We start from the raw sequence: 17282 nt of genomic DNA, 5'->3' as shown, positions 1-17282 counted from the left end.
CTCGGTGTTCGCGTCCTCTCGGTCCTGCACGTTTCCCCTCGGTCCTGCATGATTCCCCCGCCGTATATACCCATGATCGAATCTACTGTGTCCCGTGGCGCCGGCGTGACAACTTCGGCATTCGGCACTATGTCGACAAGGCAACTTGGCGCGAAGCATTCGATCACGAAGCGTTCCACTCGTGGGCCCCGCAGGGAAGTACGCATCCCGCTCATGGCCCGTCCCCGTAGGGTGCATTGGCCGGGGACGGTCCTTTCATGCCTGGTGGTACGGGGGTGGGGAGGGCATTTCGCCAAGGGTTGGGTCACAGCCAGAAGTTGGCTGAAAAGATATGGGTTCGTGCGTGCGAGAACGTCATTCTCCCGGTGCGCTCGGCCCCGCGTGACGCCCGCCCCGATGCGCCCCGGCCGGCCGCCGCCGCGCCCGGTCCGTCTCCTCGGCCGCCGCGCGCTCGGACCGGCGCAGCAGTACGCGGCAGGCGGCGGTCACGGTGGCGAGTCCCAGCGCGGCGGCGGCCGCCCCGCCGAAGGAGGTGCCGTACATGACGAGCACCACCGGGACGAGTGCGCAGCTGAAGGCGGCCCAGCGGACCACGTCGCCGATCGCGTCGGCCGGGTGCGGCGCGCGGGGCGCGGGAGCCGGCGGTACGGCCGCCCTGCGGCGGCCGCGCGGCGCGGGAACGGGGGCGGTGGCGGGGCCGGTCGGCGGTCCGGGCACGGCGGACTCCCTGACGTACGCGGGTGGGACGTGCCTAACGGACGGCGGCGCCGAGGGGTCACTGAGGGGTCCGCCTGTCGAGACGACTGTAGGGGCCAACCGGCATTGCCTTACGCGCCGGGCTCGTGCATGCTCCCTGAAACGCCGTGCGAGGGACCGGCGGGCTCTGGGCAGGAAAGGAGTGTCGCCGTACCCTTGGTGGTATGGGCTTGGGAAGATGATTCCCAGACACAGTTCACTGTTCAATTGTCATTGCTTCCCTCAGTAAGAGCGACCCCTCCCCAGAGGACTTCTCGCCGAGAACCCATGGCCGGTCACGAAACCCCCGAACCCGCGGACCGCAAGCAGGTCGTCGATCCCCTGGACGACCTCCGGGCGGTGGAACAGACGCGCCACTCCTGCGATCCCGCCTTCCAGCACGGTGTCGTCGTCGGATTCGACGGCTCCACGTCCAGCGAGCGGGCGCTTTCGTATGCCATCGGCATGGCGGTGCGGTCGGGCTCCGGCCTGATCATCGTCCACGTCGCGAACCGGCTGCCGACCACGGTCTGGGCGGGCTGCGAGCCTCCGGTCTTCGTGGACGTGCCCGATCACCGCACCGAGGTGCTCGGCCTGGAGCTGGCCTGCGCCGACTACCTCGCCGAAGTGCCGTGGATCCTCGTCGAGCGCGGCGGCGACATCTGCCACGAGCTGGAGGAGGTCGGCCAGGAGTACTCGGCCGACGCCATCGTGGTCGGGTCGACGCACGGCATCGTCGGGCGGATCTTCGGCTCGGTCGCCGGCCGGCTCGCGCGGCGCGCGCAGCGGCCGGTCATCGTGATCCCGTAACCGTTCGTACGGGATCACGACGCCCCTCCGGCTGCTACTCGACCGTCACGGACTTGGCGAGGTTGCGCGGCTTGTCGATGTCGCGACCCATGGCCAAAGCCGTGTGGTATGCCAGGAGTTGCAGCGGAATGCCCATGAGGATGGGGTCCAGCTCCGTCTCGTTCTTCGGCACCACAATGGTGTGGTCGGCCTTTTCCTGCTCGCGGTGCGCGACCGCCAGGATCCGGCCGCTGCGGGCCTTGATCTCCTCCAGGGCCGCGCGGTTCTTCTCCAGCAGCTCGTCGTCGGGCACGATCGCGACCGTCGGGAGGGCGGGCTCGATCAGGGCGAGCGGGCCGTGCTTGAGCTCGGAGGCCGGGTACGCCTCGGCGTGGATGTAGGAGATCTCCTTCAGCTTGAGGGAGGCCTCCAGCGCCACCGGGTAGCCCCGGACGCGCCCGATGAACATCATCGACTGGGCGCCGGCGTACTCCTCGGCGATCTTCTTGATCTCGTCCTCGGTCTTGAGGATCTCGGCGATCTGGGCGGGCAGCTTGCGCAGGCCCTCGATGAGGCGCTTGCCGTCCGAGACGGACAGGTCGCGGATGCGGCCCAGGTGGAGGGCGAGCAGCGCGAAGGCGACCACCGTGTTGGTGAAGCACTTGGTGGAGACGACGCAGACCTCGGGGCCGGCGTGCACGTACATGCCGCCGTCGGCCTCGCGGGCGATCGCCGAGCCGACGACGTTGACCACGCCGAGGACACGGGCGCCCTTGCGCTTCAGCTCCTGCACGGCCGCCAGCACGTCGTACGTCTCACCGGACTGGGAGACCGCGACGTACAGGGTGTCGGGGTCCACGACCGGGTTGCGGTAGCGGAACTCGGACGCGGGCTCGGCGTCGGCGGGGATGCGGGCCAGCTCCTCGATGAGCTGCGCGCCGATCATGCCCGCGTGGTACGAGGTGCCGCAGCCGAGGATCTTGACGCGGCGGATGCCGCGCGCCTCGCGGGCGTCCAGGTTCAGGCCGCCCAGGTGCACGGTGGAGAAGCGGTCGTCGATGCGGCCGCGCAGCACGCGGTCCACGGCGTCGGCCTGCTCGGAGATCTCCTTGTGCATGTACGTGTCGTGGCCGCCCATGTCGTACGACTCGGCCTCCCACTCCACGGTGGTCGGCGTGGCCGTCGTACGGGAGCCCTCGGTGGTGTACGTACGGAAGTCGTCGGCCTTCAGGGTGGCCATCTCGCCGTCTTCGAGCGTGACGATCTGGCGGGTGTGCGAGACGAGCGCCGCGATGTCGGAGGCGACGAACATCTCCTTCTCGCCGATGCCGAGGACGACCGGCGAGCCGTTGCGGGCGACGACGATGCGGTCGGAGAAGTCGGCGTGCATGACGGCGACGCCGTACGTCCCCTCGACGTGGCGCAGCGCCTCGCGGACCTTCTCCTCCAGCGTCACGGCCTGCGAGCGGGCGACGAGGTGGACCAGGACCTCGGTGTCGGTCTCGGAGAGGAACTCGACGCCGTCGGCGACCAGCTTGGCGCGCAGCTCGGTGGCGTTGTCGATGATGCCGTTGTGGACGACGGCGACCTTGCCCTCGGCGTCGAGGTGCGGGTGGGCGTTCTCGTCGCTCGGGGCGCCGTGGGTGGCCCAGCGGGTGTGGGCGATGCCGGTGGTGCCGGCGAAGCGCTTGGGGACCTTGGCCTCCAGGTCGCGGACGCGGCCCTTGGCCTTGACCATCTTCAGGCCGCTGGCCTTCGGGCTGGTGATGACGATGCCCGCCGAGTCGTAGCCGCGGTACTCCAGGCGCTGGAGGCCTTCGAGCAGCAGCGGGGCGACGTCGCGCTTGCCGATGTAACCGACGATTCCGCACATGTGATGGGTATCCCTCGAGTCGTTGGGTGCGTGCTCTCAGCCGTAGACGATGCGGCGCAGCTGACGGAGCGAGAGCTCCGGCGGCGCCACGGCGCGGTGCGGCATCTCGGCCGCGATCCGCTCGAAGATCTCCGCGTTCACCAGGCCGCCGGACTGGAGCTCACGGTGGCGACGGCGCACGAAGTCCTCCGCCGTCTCGTCGAAGTACGCCAGTACGTCGAGCACCACCCGGGCGGCCTCACCGCGCGGGAGCGCGGTGCTGCGGACCAGGTGGTCGATGAGGTCGTCGTACGGGGACGACGGGCGGCGTTCGAGCACCCGTAGATACTGCGGGGGATCCGGGGCGTACGCAAGAAATCTGCCCGCTATCGGGCAGGATTTCCGTCACAAAGCGAAAAGGCCAGGTCGCGGACGTGTGGGGGAGCGGGTCGTCGGGGGGCGTCCAGAGGCGACACAGAGCGGTCAACTGGTCTACACCCTTGACCCGGAAAGGGGCGCGCGATACGCATGGTGACCGTTCGCCTGCACCATGCCACTGTCGCGAAGCCCCGCCGAAGGGACCGCCCGTGAGTCAACGCAGAAGGATTCCAGGTCTGTTCGCCCCGCTGCTCCTGGTCGTCGCCGCCGGCGCGACGAGCCTCGGAGTCACCGCGGCCGCCGCCGAGCCGGCCGCCCGCGCCAGACCGTTGAGCCAAGTGGTTCCGGCGCCCGCCTCCGTGTCCGAGGGCGGGCCTTCTTACGCCCTCACGCCCCGCACGCGCATCCGGGTCGACGACGGCTCCCGGGAGGCGCGGCGCATCGGCTCGTACCTCGCGGACGTCCTGCGCCCCTCCACGGGCTTCGAGCTCCCCGTCACCGCACGGGACGGCAGGGACGGCATCCGGCTGCGGCTCGGCTCCCGGGACGCCTCGCTGGGCGACGAGGGATACCGGCTGGAGTCCGGTCGGCACGGCGTGACGATCACCGCCCGCCGGGCCGCCGGGCTCTTCCACGGCGTCCAGACGCTCCGTCAGCTCCTGCCCGCGGCGGTGGAGGAGGACACCCGGCAGCGGGGCCCCTGGACGGTCGCGGGCGGGACGATCAAGGACACGCCCCGCTACGGCTACCGGGGAGCGATGCTCGACGTCTCGCGGCACTTCTTCAGCGTCGACAAGGTCAAGACGTACATCGACCAGATGGCCCTCTACAAGATCAACAAGCTTCACCTGCACCTCTCCGACGACCAGGGCTGGCGCATCGCCATCGACTCCTGGCCGCGCCTGACGACGTACGGCGGCTCCACCCAGGTGGGCGGCGGCCCCGGCGGCTACTACACGAAGGCCGACTACCGGGAGATCCTGCGGTACGCCGCCTCCCGCCACCTGGAGGTCGTCCCCGAGATCGACCTGCCCGGCCACACCAACGCGGCCCTCGCCTCGTACGCCGAGCTGAACTGCGACGGCGTCGCGCCGCCCCTCTACACGGGCACGAACGTCGGCTTCAGCTCGCTGTGCGTGCCGAAGGCCGTCACCTACGAGTTCGTCGACGACGTGGTGCGCGAGATCGCCGCGATGACGCCCGGCAAGTACATCCACATCGGCGGCGACGAGGCGCACTCCACGCCGCACAAGGACTACGTCGCCTTCATGGACAAGGCGCAGGCCGTCGTCGGCAAGTACGGCAAGACGGTGATGGGCTGGCACCAGCTGACGGGCGCCGAACCGGCCAAGGGGGCGGTGGCGCAGTACTGGGGGCTCGACAAGACGTCGGCCACCGAGAAGGCGCAGGTCGCCAACGCCGCCCGGAACGGTACGAAGCTGGTCCTGTCACCGGCCGACCGCGCGTACCTCGACATGAAGTACGACAAGAGCACCCCGCTCGGCCTCGCCTGGGCGGGCTACGTCGAAGTGGAGCGCTCGTACGACTGGAACCCGGGGGCGTACCTGCCGGGCGCGCCGGCCGAGTCGGTGCTCGGGGTCGAGGCGCCGATGTGGTCCGAGACGGTGTGGACCAACGACCAGGTCGAGTACATGGCGTTCCCGAGGCTGCCGGGCATCGCCGAGCTCGGCTGGTCGCCCGCGGCCACGCACGACTGGGACGCGTACAAGCTGCGGCTCGCGGCCCAGGGGCCGCGGATGTCCGCGCTGGGGATCGACTACTACCGCTCTCCGCAGGTGCCCTGGCCCGCGGCGTAACGGGCCCGGAAGGTGCGGCGGGCGTCCGTGAGGGCCTTGGACACGGGCGCCCGCCCGCACATCCGTCCCGGTCAGGCGGGTGCGTACCGCGCGATCGGGTTGGCGAGGGTGCCGACGAGCTGGAGCGCGCCTGCCGGGTCCTGGAGGTCGACCATCTGCTTGTTGTTGCGCAGCTGGAGCCGGTTCAGGCAGGACAGCGCGAACTCGGGCGCGAACATGTCGTACTGCTTGAACTTGTCCGCGAGCTCCGGGTGCGCCTGCTGGTAGTCGGCGACGCACTCGGCGACCGCCCGCCAGAACGTCTCCTCGTCGAGGACGCCGTCGGTGACGAGCGTGGCGCCGAGGAAGCGGAAGAAGCAGTCGAAGACGTCGGTGAACAGCGACAGCAGCTTCATGTCCTCCGGGACCTCGGCGCGCACCCGCTCGACGGCGGGCGGCAGCACCGCGTCCGGGTCCATCACGCAGATCTCCTCGGCGATGTCCTTGAAGATCGCGCGGGTCACGACGCCGTCCTCGACGGCGAGGATGACGTTCTCGCCGTGCGGCATGAAGACCAGGTCGTACTTGTAGAAGCTGTGCAGCAGCGGCGTGAGGTACGCGTGGAGGTAGTGGCGCAGCCAGTTCGCGGGTTCGAGGCCCGACTCGGCGATCAGGGCGCTCGCGAAGGACCGGCCGTCGTGGTCGGTGTGCAGCAGCGACGCCATGGTGGCCAGGCGCTCGCCGGGCGCGAGCGACGGGACGGGGCTCTCGCGCCACAGCGCGGCGAGCATCTTCAGGTACGGGGATCCCTTGGCGGTGGCGGCCTCGTACTGGCGGTGGTGGTAGCCGATGGCCGCGCGCTCGCGGATGATCGTCAGACCGGTCGCGCCGAAGGTGTCGTCGCTCGCGATGAGGTGGGCCAGCCAGTCGTTGATGGCGGGCGTGGCCTCCATGTACGCGGCGGAGAGTCCGCGCATGAAGCCCATGTTGATGACGGACAGGGCCGTCTTGACGTAGTGCTTCGACGGGTCGCTGGTGTTGAAGAAGGTACGGATCGACTGCTGGGCGAGGTACGTGTCGTCTCCCTCGCCGAGGCAGACGAGGCGCTGCTGGGCGACCTCGGCGGAGAAGGTGACGGACAGCTTGTTCCACCACTGCCACGGGTGGACCGGGATGAAGTAGTAGTCCGCCAGGTCGAGGCCGAGGCCGGCCAGCCGCGCCGCGAACCGGTCGACGGTGGCCTCGCCCAGTTCCTCCCGTACGAAGCTCTCGTAGTCGAGTCCCGCGCCGGCCGTGAAGGTCGCGTGGTCGCGGCGGGCGGCCAGCCAGATCATCCGCACGGGGGTGGCGGCCTCGGGGGCGTACGCCCGGTACTCGTCGATGCCGAAGCCGAGGCGGCCGTTGTTGGCGACGAAGCAGGGGTGGCCCTCCGTCATGCCGGTCTCGATGGCCTGGAAGCCGGAGCGGCTGAGGGCGGCGGCGGTGACGGGCGTCTTGGTCAGCTTGTACGCCGTACCGGAGAGGGTGGAGCTGATCTCCTCCAGGTAGACGGGCAGGATCTCCGCGCTCAGGCCGAGCGCCCCGCGCAGCTCGATGAAGAATTCCAGCGCGTCGAGGGGGATCTCGGCGCCGTCCCGGTGGCGGGTGATGGACTCGGCGAAGACCTGCCAGTGGTCGAGCGCGTGGCGGCGGGCGGCGAAGCGGTACTCGGTCGCGCCGTCGTCGGAGCGGACCGCGTACCGGTCGTCGCCGAGGGGGTCCGGGGTGAGCAGGCGCTCGTGGGAGAACTCGGCGAGGGCCTTGCGCACGAGCAGGCGGCTCGCGTGGGCCCAGCGCTCGGGGGTGAGGTGGGCGACGGAGTCGGCGGGGGCCGGGGCGGCGGAGGTCACAGGGCGGCTCCCACGGCGGCGTCGAAGCTCTCGCGGGTGCAGACGCTCAGGTAGGCGTCCTTCTCCGGCTTGGCGATCTTCTCGACGATCTCGAAGCCGACGGCCTCGTTCAGGCGGTGGACGGCGGTGTTGCGCACGTCGGGCTCGACGATCACGCGGCGGGTGGCCGGGTCGTCGAACAGCGTCCGCATCACCGCGGTGATCACGGCGCGGGTGAAGCCGTGGACGGGCGTGTCGGTCGGCGCGACCAGGAAGTGCATCCCGACGTCGCCGGGCTGGGCGTCGAACAGGCCCACGAGCTCGACGTGGGCCGGGTCGTACCGCTCCATGAGGAAGACCGGCCTGCCCTCGTGCTCACCGATGAAGGCGTCGTGGTGCTCGGCGGCGGATATCGCCATGTACTCGCGCTCGACGTCCGGCAGCGACGCGTCCTGCATCATCCAGTACGCGGCCTTGGGGTGGGTCACCCAGCCGTGCAGCAGCTGTGCGTCGGCGAAGGGGTCGAGGGGGCGGATCGTGAACTGCGGCGTGCTCATATCGCGAACTCCTGGAAAGCGATGGCCTTCTCGACCGGGTAGTACTCGGAGCCCAGCAGCTCACCGATGATGTAGGCGTTGCGGTACGCGCTCATGCCCAGGTCGGGCGAGGTGATGCTGTGGGTGTGGACGGCGGCGTTCTGGAGGAAGATGCCGCGTCCGGTCATGTCGATGCTGTAGTTGCGGGCCACGTCGAAGCGGCCCTGGCCGTCCCAGCGGATGCGATCCCGCACGCCCTCCAGGAAGGCGGGCGTCCGGTAGCGGTAGCCGGTGGCGAGGACCAGGCCCTCCGTGCTCAGCTCGAAGTCCTTGCCCTGCTCCTCCTGGCGCAGCCCGAGGGTGTACGTGCCGCTCCCGGCGTCGTGGCTCGCGCTGTTGAGCGAGGAGTTGGTGAGCAGGCGGGTGGGGACGGGGCCCTTGAGGCTCTTCTGGTAGAGCAGGTCGAAGATCGCGTCGATCAGCTCGGAGTCGATGCCCTTGAAGAGGTTCTTCTGCTGGGACTCCAGGCGGTAGCGCGTCGCCTCCGGGAGCGCGTGGAAGTAGTCGACGTACTCCGGCGACGTCATCTCCAGCGTGAGCTTCGTGTACTCCAGCGGGAAGAAGCGGGGCGAGCGGGTGACCCAGTTCAGCTGGTAGCCGTGGACGTCGATCTCGGAGAGGAGATCGTAGAAGATCTCGGCCGCGCTCTGGCCGCTGCCGACCAGGGTGATGGACTTCTTCGCCTGGAGCGCCTCTTTGCTCTGCACGTAGCGCGAGTTGTGGATGAAGTCACCGCCGAGGCCCTGGCAGGCGTCCGGGATGTAGGGCGGGGTGCCGGTGCCCAGGACCACGTGGCGGGCGCGGTAGGTGGTGTCCTGGGTGCGGACGACGTACAGCTCGGACTCGGCGTCGTACTCGACCGCGGCGACCGTCTGGTTGAAGCGGATGTTGCTCAGCTTGGCGGCGGCCCAGCGGCAGTAGTCGTTGTACTCGGTCCGCAGCGGATAGAAGTTCTCGCGGATGTAGAAGGAGTACAGCCGTCCCGACTCCTTCAGGTACTGGAGGAAGGAGTACGGCGAGGTCGGGTCGGCCATAGTGACCAGGTCCGACATGAACGGCGTCTGGAGGTGGGCGCCTTCGAGGAACATGCCGGCGTGCCACTCGAAGGTGGGCTTCGTCTCCAGGAAGAGACCGTCGAGCTCGTCGATCGGCTCGGTCAGGCAGGCGAGGCCGAGGTTGAACGGACCGAGTCCGATACCGATGAAATCAAGAGGCGCGAGGGGCTCAAGAGGCGTGGACAAGGGACTCTCCCAGGTACTGCTCGGCGTGGCCGGCGATGAGGTCGAGGACGGCCGCGATGTCGGTCAGCGTCGTCTCGGGGTTGAGAAGGGTGAACTTCAGGTAGTGCTTGCCGCCGACCTTGGTCCCGGCCACCACGGCGTCGCCGGAGGCGAACAGCGCCTTGCGGGCGTACAGGTTGGCGTGGTCGATCACCGCGGGGCTGGTGACGTCGGCGGGGATGTAGCGGAAGACGAGGGTGGAGAGCGAGGGCCGGACGACGACGTCGTAGCGCGGGTCGGCGGCGAGCAGCTGCCAGCCGTCGGCGGCCAGGTCGCAGACCTCGTCGAAGAGCTCGCCGATGCCGTCGGCGCCCATGGTGCGCAGGGTCATCCACAGCTTGAGGGCGTCGAAGCGGCGGGTGGTCTGGAGGGACTTGTCGACCTGGTTGGGGATGCGCTCCTCGACCATCCGGCGCGGGTTGAGGTAGTCGGCGTGGTACGTCGCGTGGCGCAGGGCGGCGCCGTCGCGGACCAGCAGCGCGCTCGAACTCACCGGCTGGAAGAACGACTTGTGGTAGTCCACGGTGACGGAGTCGGCGTGCTCGATGCCGTCGAGGAGGTGGCGGCGGGTCCGGGAGGCCAGCAGGCCGCATCCGTACGCCGCGTCGACGTGCATCCAGGCGCCGTACAGCTCGCACAGCTCGGCTATCTCGGGCAGCGGGTCGATGGAGCCGAAGTCGGTGGTGCCGGCGGTGGCGACGACGGCCATCGGGACCAGGCCCTCGCTCGTGCAGCGGGCCAGCTCGCGGGCGAGGGCCACGGTCTGCATGCGCTTGTCGCCGTCGCAGGGGATCGCGATGACGGCCTCGGGTGGGAGGCCGAGGAGTTTCGCGGACTTCTGGACGCTGAAGTGGCCGCACTCGGAGGCGAAGACGCGCAGTTTCGCCAGGTCCCGGGTCTTGGCCTCCTCGCGGGCGAGGAGCAGCGCCTGGAGGTTGGACTGGGAGCCGCCGCTGGTGAAGACACCGTCGGCGTTGGTCACGGCATCGGGGCCGGCGCCGAAGCCGATGCGGTGGGCGGTCCAGTCGACGAGGCGGCGCTCGATGAGGGTGGCGCCCGCGCTCTGGTCCCAGGTGTCCAGGGAGGAGTTCACGGCGGAGAGGACGGCCTCGGCGGCGACGGCCGGTATGACGACCGGGCAGTTGAGGTGCGCGAGGTAGCGCGGGTGGTGGAAGTAGACCGCGTCCCGCAGGTAGACCGATTCGAGCTCGTCGAGGGCGGCGGCGGTGTCACCGAGCGGCCGGTCGAGGTCGATCGCGTCGAAGGCCGGGGCGAGCTGCTCCGGGGTGATGCCGGTGAACGGCCGGTCGGTCGCGGCGAGTTTGTCCGCCACCCGCTCGACCGCGGCGGTGGCGGTCCGGCGGTACCGCTCGGCGGTTGTGTCATTGAGCAGGTGTGAGCGCATGAACTGTCCTCCCGGGTACGGGATTTCAACGTGCCCTCAGGACAGGAGAGGGGGGCGAGGGCGCGATGTCGAACTTAGGTTAGCCTAACCTTAGTTCTGCTCGCAACGACCCCTCGCCCCCCACGGGTCACGGCTGTTGTGCTAAGGCGCCGGCCGGGGCCTACGCCTCTTCCTCTTCGGCGCGCTCGCGGAGCTGCTCCTCGCTCAGTCCGCGACGCCAGTACCCCACGAACGTCACGCGCTTGCGGTCGAAGTTCCGCTCCTGGACGAGGTGGCGGCGCAGCGCCCGTACGCAGGAGGACTCCCCGGCGATCCACGTGTACGGCGTGCCCTCGGGCAACTCCGCCGCGCCCACTGCCTCCAGGGGAGTGGGCGCGTTCTCGTCCCGTACCAGCCAGGTGACGTCCGCGTCGGCCGGCGTGGTCAGCTCCAGGCGGTCGTCGGCGTGCTGGACCTCGATCCAGACCTTCGCCTTCATGCCCGCGGGCAGCCACTCCAGGGCGGCCGCGGCGGCCGGCAGCGCCGTCTCGTCCGCCCACATCAGGACCCACTCGGTGTCCTGGGGCGGGCGGAAGCGCACGGCGGTGTTGTCCTCGACGGCGGGGCCGAGGATCACGACACGGTCGCCCGGCCCCGCCTGCGCCGCCCAGCGGCTCGCGGGCCCGCCGTCGCCGTGCAGGGCGAAGTCGATGTCCACCTCGTCCGCGTCCGCCCCGTCGGCGGCGCGGCGCTGCTCGCGCAGCGTGTACGAGCGCATGACCGCGCGCACGTTGTCGGGCAGCGCGCGGTACGCCCCGAACCAGTCCGGCTCGGTCTCCGGCGGAAGCACCGGCTCCGGCTGTCCGGGGCGCGGCAGGAACAACGACAGGCTCTGGTCGCGGCCCCCGGAGGCGAAGCCGCGCAGGTCCTCACCCGCGAACGTCACCCGGAGCATGGAGGTGCTGAGCCGCCGCGTCCGCGCGACCGTCAGGCCGAAGAGGCGGAACGGGACGACGGCGGTCTCCTCGGCTGTCTCGGCCCGGGGCATGGTCAGGCGACCTTCTTGGCCTTCTCGATGGCCTCGGCGAGGTCTTCGAGGATCGGCGCGCACTTGTCGTAGGAGTAGATCGGCTCCGTGGTGCGCGGGACGACCTGGCCGGCCTTGACGGCGGGCAGGCGCGTCCAGGTCGGCTTGTCCTTGAGGGCGGAGGGCTGCAGGACGGCGGTCCGGTTGTCCATCATGATGATGTCCGCCTGGTACTTGTCGACGTTCTCCCAGCTGAGGCTCTCGAAGAAGCCGGCGGCGTCCACCTTCGGCTCGACGAACTTCACGCCCAGCTCCTGGAAGTACAGCGTGTCCGCCGACATCTTCGCGAGGGAGACGTAGAAGAGGTCCGGGCTCGCGGAGCCGATCATGACCTTGACCTTCGGGTTGGCCTTGGCGGCCTGGCGCAGGCGCTCGGCGGCCTTCTCGAAGCGGGCCTTCGCGTCGGTGATCTTCTTGGCGCCGACGTCGGCGCCGAGGGACTTCGCAAGGTCGGCGTGGCGCTGGATCGCCTTGGGGATGGTGGTCTCCGCGGCCCACAGGGCGACGCTCGGGGCGACCTTGAGAATCTTCTTGCTGGACGCCTCGGGGACGTACCAGAGCTTGTCCTTCTCCCACATGGCCGTGACGAGGAGGTCCGGGTCGAGGCCCACGTACGCCTCGACGTTGAACTCGTCGTAGGCGTTGCCGAGGATCTTGACCTTGTTGACGTCGAGGTCACCGGCCTGGACGTCCGGCTTGCCGTCGGCGGTCTTGGTCGGGCCGAACACGCCCTTGACCTCGACGCCGAAGTCGTGGAGCGCGGCGGCGACGCCGGTGAACGCGACGATGTTCTTCGGGGTGGCGGGGCTCTTCACCGTCGTGCCGCGGTCGTCCTTGAAGGACCACGGGCCCGACTTCCCCGCCGCCTTGTCCTCGCTTTTCGCGGAGGTCTCGCCGCAGGCGGTCAGCGCGGCGCCGATGCCGAGGGCGCCGCCGACGGCCAGCAGACTGCGGCGGGAAAGGTGGGAAGCTCGGGCGTGAGGCATGACGGTGTCTGCTTTCGTGCGTGCGGGGTCCACCACGGGACAAGTCCGAGGGTAGGTTAGCCTAACCTCATGCGTTGTCCAGGGGGTGGTTCCGCGAGACCGGCCGCAGGGGCGGCGGGTGTGGTGCTCGGCGCGCCGAAGTGCCGGGGACGCGCGGGTTGTTGGCGCTCACGGCCTCGGGGGCAGAGGCGCGGGGCATGACGCGGTCCGGCTCCGCGTCGTGCTGTGCGGGGCCGGACCGGGCGCTGGAGTCGAGCCGGACGTCAGCCGGTCAGGCCGAGCTCCCGGGCGATCAGCATGCGCTGGACCTCGCTGGTGCCCTCGCCGATCTCCAGGATCTTGGAGTCGCGCCACATCCGGGCCACCGGGTACTCGTTCATGAAGCCGTAGCCGCCGTGGATCTGGGTCGCCTCGCGGGCGTTGTCCACCGCGACCGTCGAGGAGTACAGCTTGGCGAGCGCGGCCTCCTTCTTGAACGGCTCGCCCTGCACCAGACGTGACGCCGCGTCGCGCCAGCCGACACGGGCCATGTGGGCGCGCATCTCCATGTCGGCGATCTTGAACTGGATCGCCTGGTTGGAGCCGATGGGCCGGCCGAAGGTGTGCCGCTCCTTGGCGTACGTCACCGACTCGTCGACGCAGCCCTGGGCCAGGCCGGTCGCGAGCGCAGAGATGGCGATGCGGCCCTCGTCGAGGATGCGCAGGAACTGGGCGTAACCCCGCCCCTCTTCGCCGAGGAGGTTGCCGACCGGGACGCGCACGTCGGAGAAGGACAGCTCGCGGGTGTCCGAGGCGTTCCAGCCGACCTTGGAGTACGGCGCGGCGACGGTGAAGCCCGGGGTGCCGGACGGGACGATGATGGCGGAGATCTCCGGCTTGCCGTCGGGCTTGCGGCCGGTCACGGCGGTGACGGTGACCAGGCCCGTGATGTCCGTACCGGAGTTGGTGATGAAGCACTTGGAGCCGTTGATGACCCACTCGTCGCCCTCGCGGCGCGCGGTCGTCTTCGTGCCGCCGGCGTCCGAGCCGCAGTCCGGCTCGGTCAGGCCGAACGCGCCGAGCATCTCGCCCGAGCACAGGCGGGGCAGCCACGCGCGCTTCTGCTCCTCCGTGCCGAAGCGGAAGACGGGCATCGCGCCGAGCGAGACGCCCGCTTCGAGGGTGATGGCCACGGAGGAGTCGACGCGGGCGAGCTCTTCGAGGGCGATGCCGAGGGCGAGGTAGTCGCCGCCCATGCCGCCGTACTCCTCGGGGAAGGGCAGACCGAACAGGCCCATGCGGCCCATCTCGCGGACGATCTCGTACGGGAACTCGTGGCGCTCGTAGAAGTCGCCGATCTTCGGGGCGACGACGTCGTGCGCGAACTCCTCGACCGTGCGGCGGAGTTCTTCGTGCTCGGGGGTGAGGCGGTGGTCGAGGGACATGGCTACGACTCCTTGTGGGACAGGGCACGCACGGTGCGGGAGGGGCTGGGGCGGCCCAGCCGTTCGGCCATCCACACGCTGGTGGCGGTGAGCCGGCCGAGGTCGACCCCGGTTTCGATGCCGAGGCCGTGGAGCATCCACACGAGGTCTTCGGTGGCGAGGTTTCCGGTGGCGCTCTTCGCGTACGGGCAGCCGCCGAGGCCGCCCGCGGAGGCGTCCACGGTGGTGACGCCGTGCTGGAGCGCGGCGAGGGTGTTGGCGAGGGCCTGGCCGTACGTGTCGTGGAAGTGCACGCCGACGGCGGACACCGGCACTCCGGCTTCTTCGAGGCCGGTGAGCAGGGCCCGGACGTGGCCGGGGGTGGCCACGCCGATGGTGTCGCCGAGGCTCAGCTCGTCGCAGCCGAGGTCGAGCAGCGCCTTCGCGACCTCGACCACCCGGCCGACCGGGACCGCCCCCTCCCACGGGTCGCCGAAGCACATCGAGAGGTACCCGCGCACGTGGACCTCGTCCTGCCGCGCGCGGGCGACGACCGGCTCGAACATGGCGAGCGACTCGTCGACGGTCCGGTTGAGGTTGCGGCGGGCGAACGTCTCCGTCGCACTCCCGAACACGGCGATCCGGCGCACGCCGAGGGCGAGGGCGCGGTCGAGGCCGCGCGCGTTCGGCACGAGCACGGGAAGTTCGGCGCGCACGTCGTGCAGCAGGGGGAACAGCGCCTCGGCGTCCGCCAGCTGGGGCACCCACTCGGGGTGCACGAAGCTGGTCGCCTCGACGGTGGTGAGCCCCGCGTCGGCGAGCCGGTGGACGAACTCGGCCTTCACCTCGGTCGGTACGACGGTCTTCTCGTTCTGGAGGCCGTCGCGGGCGCCCACCTCGTGGATGCGTACGCGCGTCGGCAGGCCCGGCGCCGGGACCCGCATGGGCAGCCCTTCGGGCAGGTCGGTCATGACTCCTCCTGCGGGGTGACCACGGCCAGGACCTGGTCCATGGCGACGGTGGCGCCCGGGGTCACGTCGAGTTCGGTGACGGTGCCGGCGTGCGGGGCGGAGATGACGTGCTCCATCTTCATCGCCTCGACGACCAGCAGGCTCTGCCCCGCGTCGACGTGGTCCCCGACGGCCACCTTGACGACGGTGACGGTGCCGGGCATCGGCGCGGCGAGGGTGTCGGCGCCGGAGCGTCCGGCGCCGGTGAGACCGGCCTCGACGGGGTCGTGGTCCTGGACGTGCCAGGCGTCCCCGTCCCGGCTCAGCCAGGTGCCCTCCGGGCCGGTGGCGTGCCGGAAGGTGTGGGTGACCCCGGCCAGTTCGACGGTGACGGTGTCCGCGTCGGCGGTGACGACACGGGCCCGCACGGGCAGCCGTTCGTCCCCGCCCGCCGGCGGCGACGCGAGCGGCGTCTCCAGCGGGGGCAGGCTCCCGGGCGTCCGGGGCGGCAGCTGTGCCGCGCCCGCGCCGCCCGGGGCGGCCGGCTCCAGGGGTACGGCGGCGGCCAGGTCCGGGGCCGCGGGCGCCGCTTCGGGGAGCAGGAGCTCCCGGCCCGGCCCCGAGGTGCGCAGCCGGATCTCCACCGGGTCGTGGCCCGGCACCCGGGCGTGGTGGACGGTCCAGGCGGGGGTGCCGCCCAGGCGCCAGCCGGTGCGCGCCGAGAAGGGGTCCGTCCACCGCGCGGAGCCGCCGGTGGCCGTCGGTGTCCCGGCCCGCAGCAGCGCCGCCGCCGCGTACACCTCCGGCGGGACTCCCTCCGGGACCAGGGTGTCCGCGTCGCGCTCGACCAGACCCGTGTCCAGCGCGCCCGACACCACGTCCGGGTGGGCCAGCAGACGGCGCAGGAAGCCCGCGTTCGTCAGCACGCCCAGGGTGACCGTGTCCGCGAGGGCCGCGCGCAGGCGGCGCAGCGCGGTGGCGCGGTCCGGGGCGTACGCGATGACCTTGGACAGCATCGGGTCGTACAGGCTGCCCACCTCCGTGCCCTCGGTGAGGCCGGAGTCGGTGCGCACGCCGTCGCCCTGCGGCTCGTGGAGGGCCAGGATCGTGCCGCCCGAGGGGAGGAAGCCGCGCGAGGGGTCCTCCGCGCAGATGCGGGCCTCCACCGCGTGCCCCGTGAGCGTGACGTCCTTCTGCGTGAACGGCAGTTCCTCACCGGCCGCCACCCGCAGCTGCCACTCCACCAGGTCCAGGCCGGTGATCAGCTCCGTCACCGGGTGCTCCACCTGGAGGCGGGTGTTCATCTCCATGAAGTAGTACGACGACGGGTCGTTGCCCGGGACGATGAACTCCACCGTGCCCGCGCCCCGGTAGCCGCAGGAGCGGGCCGCCTGGACCGCCGCCTCGCCCATCGCGGCGCGCGTCGCCTCGTCCAGGAGGACCGACGGGGCCTCCTCGATGATCTTCTGGTGCCGGCGCTGGAGCGAGCACTCGCGCTCGCCCAGGTGCACCACGTTGCCGTGCGCGTCCGCCAGGACCTGGATCTCGATGTGCCGGGGCCGGTCGATCCACCGCTCCACCAGCAGCGTGTCGTCGCCGAACGACGCCAGCGCCTCACGCCGCGCCGCCGCGATCTCGTCGGCCAGCGCCGACTCCACCCGCGTCAGGCGCATGCCCTTGCCGCCGCCGCCGGCCGACGGCTTCAGAAGAACCGGCATGCCGATCTCCCGGGCCGCCGCCGCCAGCTGCTCGTCCGTCAGACCGCTGCCGGACGAGCCGGGCACCACCGGCACGCCCGCCGCCCGTACCGTCTCCTTCGCCCGGATCTTGTCGCCCATCAGCGCGATCGCCGAGGCGGGCGGGCCGATGAAGGCGAGTCCCGCGTCCGCGCACGCCTGCGCGAACGCGGCGTTCTCTGCGAGGAAGCCGTACCCCGGGTGGACGGCCTGCGCGCCGGTGCGGGCGGCGGCCTCCAGCAGGCGGTCCGTACGGAGGTAGCTCGCCGACGCCGCCGCCGGGCCGATGCGCACCGCCGTGTCCGCCTCCCGTACATGACGGGCGTCCGCGTCCGCGTCGCTGAACACGGCCACCGAGCGCACGCCCAGCTCCCGCAGCGTGCGGATGACACGGACCGCGATCTCGCCGCGATTGGCGACCAGCACTGTGTCGAACATCGTC

At 70.8% G+C, this 17282-nt stretch carries 14 protein-coding genes; 2 read left to right on the top strand and 12 right to left on the bottom strand.

Translation table 11 applies throughout. From position 1 onward, the window contains the following. Positions 1 to 354: 354 nt before the first annotated feature. Positions 355 to 717, bottom strand: a complete 363-nt coding sequence (locus tag IE185_RS23200) for a hypothetical protein (RefSeq protein WP_373303747.1) — start codon at positions 715 to 717, stop codon at positions 355 to 357. 306 nt (positions 718 to 1023) lie between these two features. Here IE185_RS23200 and IE185_RS23195 point away from each other — a divergent pair, with 306 nt between their 5' ends. Beyond that, complete coding sequence (locus IE185_RS23195; protein WP_138897771.1) at positions 1024 to 1545, top strand: universal stress protein; 522 nt, start codon at positions 1024 to 1026, stop codon at positions 1543 to 1545. 34 nt (positions 1546 to 1579) lie between these two features. Here the strand turns inward: IE185_RS23195 and glmS are convergent, their stop codons facing one another. Both glmS and IE185_RS23185 read right to left on the bottom strand, forming a co-directional pair. After that, a complete protein-coding gene (gene glmS, locus IE185_RS23190; RefSeq protein ID WP_138897772.1) occupies positions 1580 to 3397 on the bottom strand; it encodes a glutamine--fructose-6-phosphate transaminase (isomerizing) in 1818 nt (605 codons plus the stop codon). A 36-nt stretch (positions 3398 to 3433) separates the two neighbouring features. Next, positions 3434 to 3715, bottom strand: coding sequence for a hypothetical protein (locus tag IE185_RS23185; RefSeq protein ID WP_028811565.1), 282 nt, complete (start codon positions 3713 to 3715; stop codon positions 3434 to 3436). A 248-nt stretch (positions 3716 to 3963) separates the two neighbouring features. Here IE185_RS23185 and IE185_RS23180 point away from each other — a divergent pair, with 248 nt between their 5' ends. After that, complete coding sequence (locus tag IE185_RS23180; protein WP_229843649.1) at positions 3964 to 5571, top strand: beta-N-acetylhexosaminidase; 1608 nt, start codon at positions 3964 to 3966, stop codon at positions 5569 to 5571. 71 nt (positions 5572 to 5642) lie between these two features. On the opposite strand, the gene IE185_RS23175 is transcribed toward IE185_RS23180, so the two are convergent. From IE185_RS23175 to IE185_RS23135, 9 genes are all read right to left on the bottom strand, one after another. Continuing rightward, entirely contained in the window at positions 5643 to 7439 is a 1797-nt protein-coding gene (locus IE185_RS23175) for an IucA/IucC family protein (RefSeq protein WP_189715884.1), read from the bottom strand. Beyond that, complete coding sequence (locus tag IE185_RS23170; protein WP_189715882.1) at positions 7436 to 7975, bottom strand: GNAT family N-acetyltransferase; 540 nt, start codon at positions 7973 to 7975, stop codon at positions 7436 to 7438. Before IE185_RS23170 ends, IE185_RS23175 begins: the two co-directional genes overlap by 4 nt. Then, positions 7972 to 9255 carry a lysine N(6)-hydroxylase/L-ornithine N(5)-oxygenase family protein gene (locus IE185_RS23165; RefSeq protein ID WP_138895223.1) on the bottom strand — a complete coding sequence of 428 codons (1284 nt, stop codon included), beginning with the start codon at positions 9253 to 9255 and terminating at the stop codon, positions 7972 to 7974. Before IE185_RS23165 ends, IE185_RS23170 begins: the two co-directional genes overlap by 4 nt. Beyond that, positions 9239 to 10699 carry a pyridoxal phosphate-dependent decarboxylase family protein gene (locus tag IE185_RS23160; protein WP_138895224.1) on the bottom strand — a complete coding sequence of 487 codons (1461 nt, stop codon included), beginning with the start codon at positions 10697 to 10699 and terminating at the stop codon, positions 9239 to 9241. The genes IE185_RS23165 and IE185_RS23160 overlap by 17 nt, the downstream gene beginning before the upstream one ends. Before the next feature lie 160 nt (positions 10700 to 10859). Next, positions 10860 to 11726 (bottom strand): siderophore-interacting protein, encoded by an 867-nt coding sequence (locus IE185_RS23155; protein WP_138895225.1) that lies wholly within the window; start codon positions 11724 to 11726, stop codon positions 10860 to 10862. A 2-nt stretch (positions 11727 to 11728) separates the two neighbouring features. Then, complete coding sequence (locus IE185_RS23150; protein ID WP_138895226.1) at positions 11729 to 12751, bottom strand: ABC transporter substrate-binding protein; 1023 nt, start codon at positions 12749 to 12751, stop codon at positions 11729 to 11731. Positions 12752 to 13014: 263 nt separating this feature from the next. Beyond that, complete coding sequence (locus IE185_RS23145; protein WP_138895227.1) at positions 13015 to 14175, bottom strand: acyl-CoA dehydrogenase family protein; 1161 nt, start codon at positions 14173 to 14175, stop codon at positions 13015 to 13017. A gap of 2 nt (positions 14176 to 14177) precedes the next feature. Then, positions 14178 to 15125 (bottom strand): hydroxymethylglutaryl-CoA lyase, encoded by a 948-nt coding sequence (locus IE185_RS23140; protein ID WP_138895228.1) that lies wholly within the window; start codon positions 15123 to 15125, stop codon positions 14178 to 14180. Next, positions 15122 to 17278, bottom strand: a complete 2157-nt coding sequence (locus IE185_RS23135) for an acetyl-CoA carboxylase biotin carboxylase subunit (RefSeq protein ID WP_138895229.1) — start codon at positions 17276 to 17278, stop codon at positions 15122 to 15124. Before IE185_RS23135 ends, IE185_RS23140 begins: the two co-directional genes overlap by 4 nt. Between the last annotated feature and the right edge of the window lie 4 nt (positions 17279 to 17282).

It is taken from the genome of Streptomyces chryseus, from assembly GCF_014650755.1.
In the GTDB taxonomy this organism is placed as follows: Bacteria; Actinomycetota; Actinomycetes; order Streptomycetales; family Streptomycetaceae; genus Streptomyces; species Streptomyces chryseus.
The sequence above is the reverse complement of the archived record's forward strand: the minus strand, read 5'-3'. Positions and strand labels throughout refer to the sequence as shown.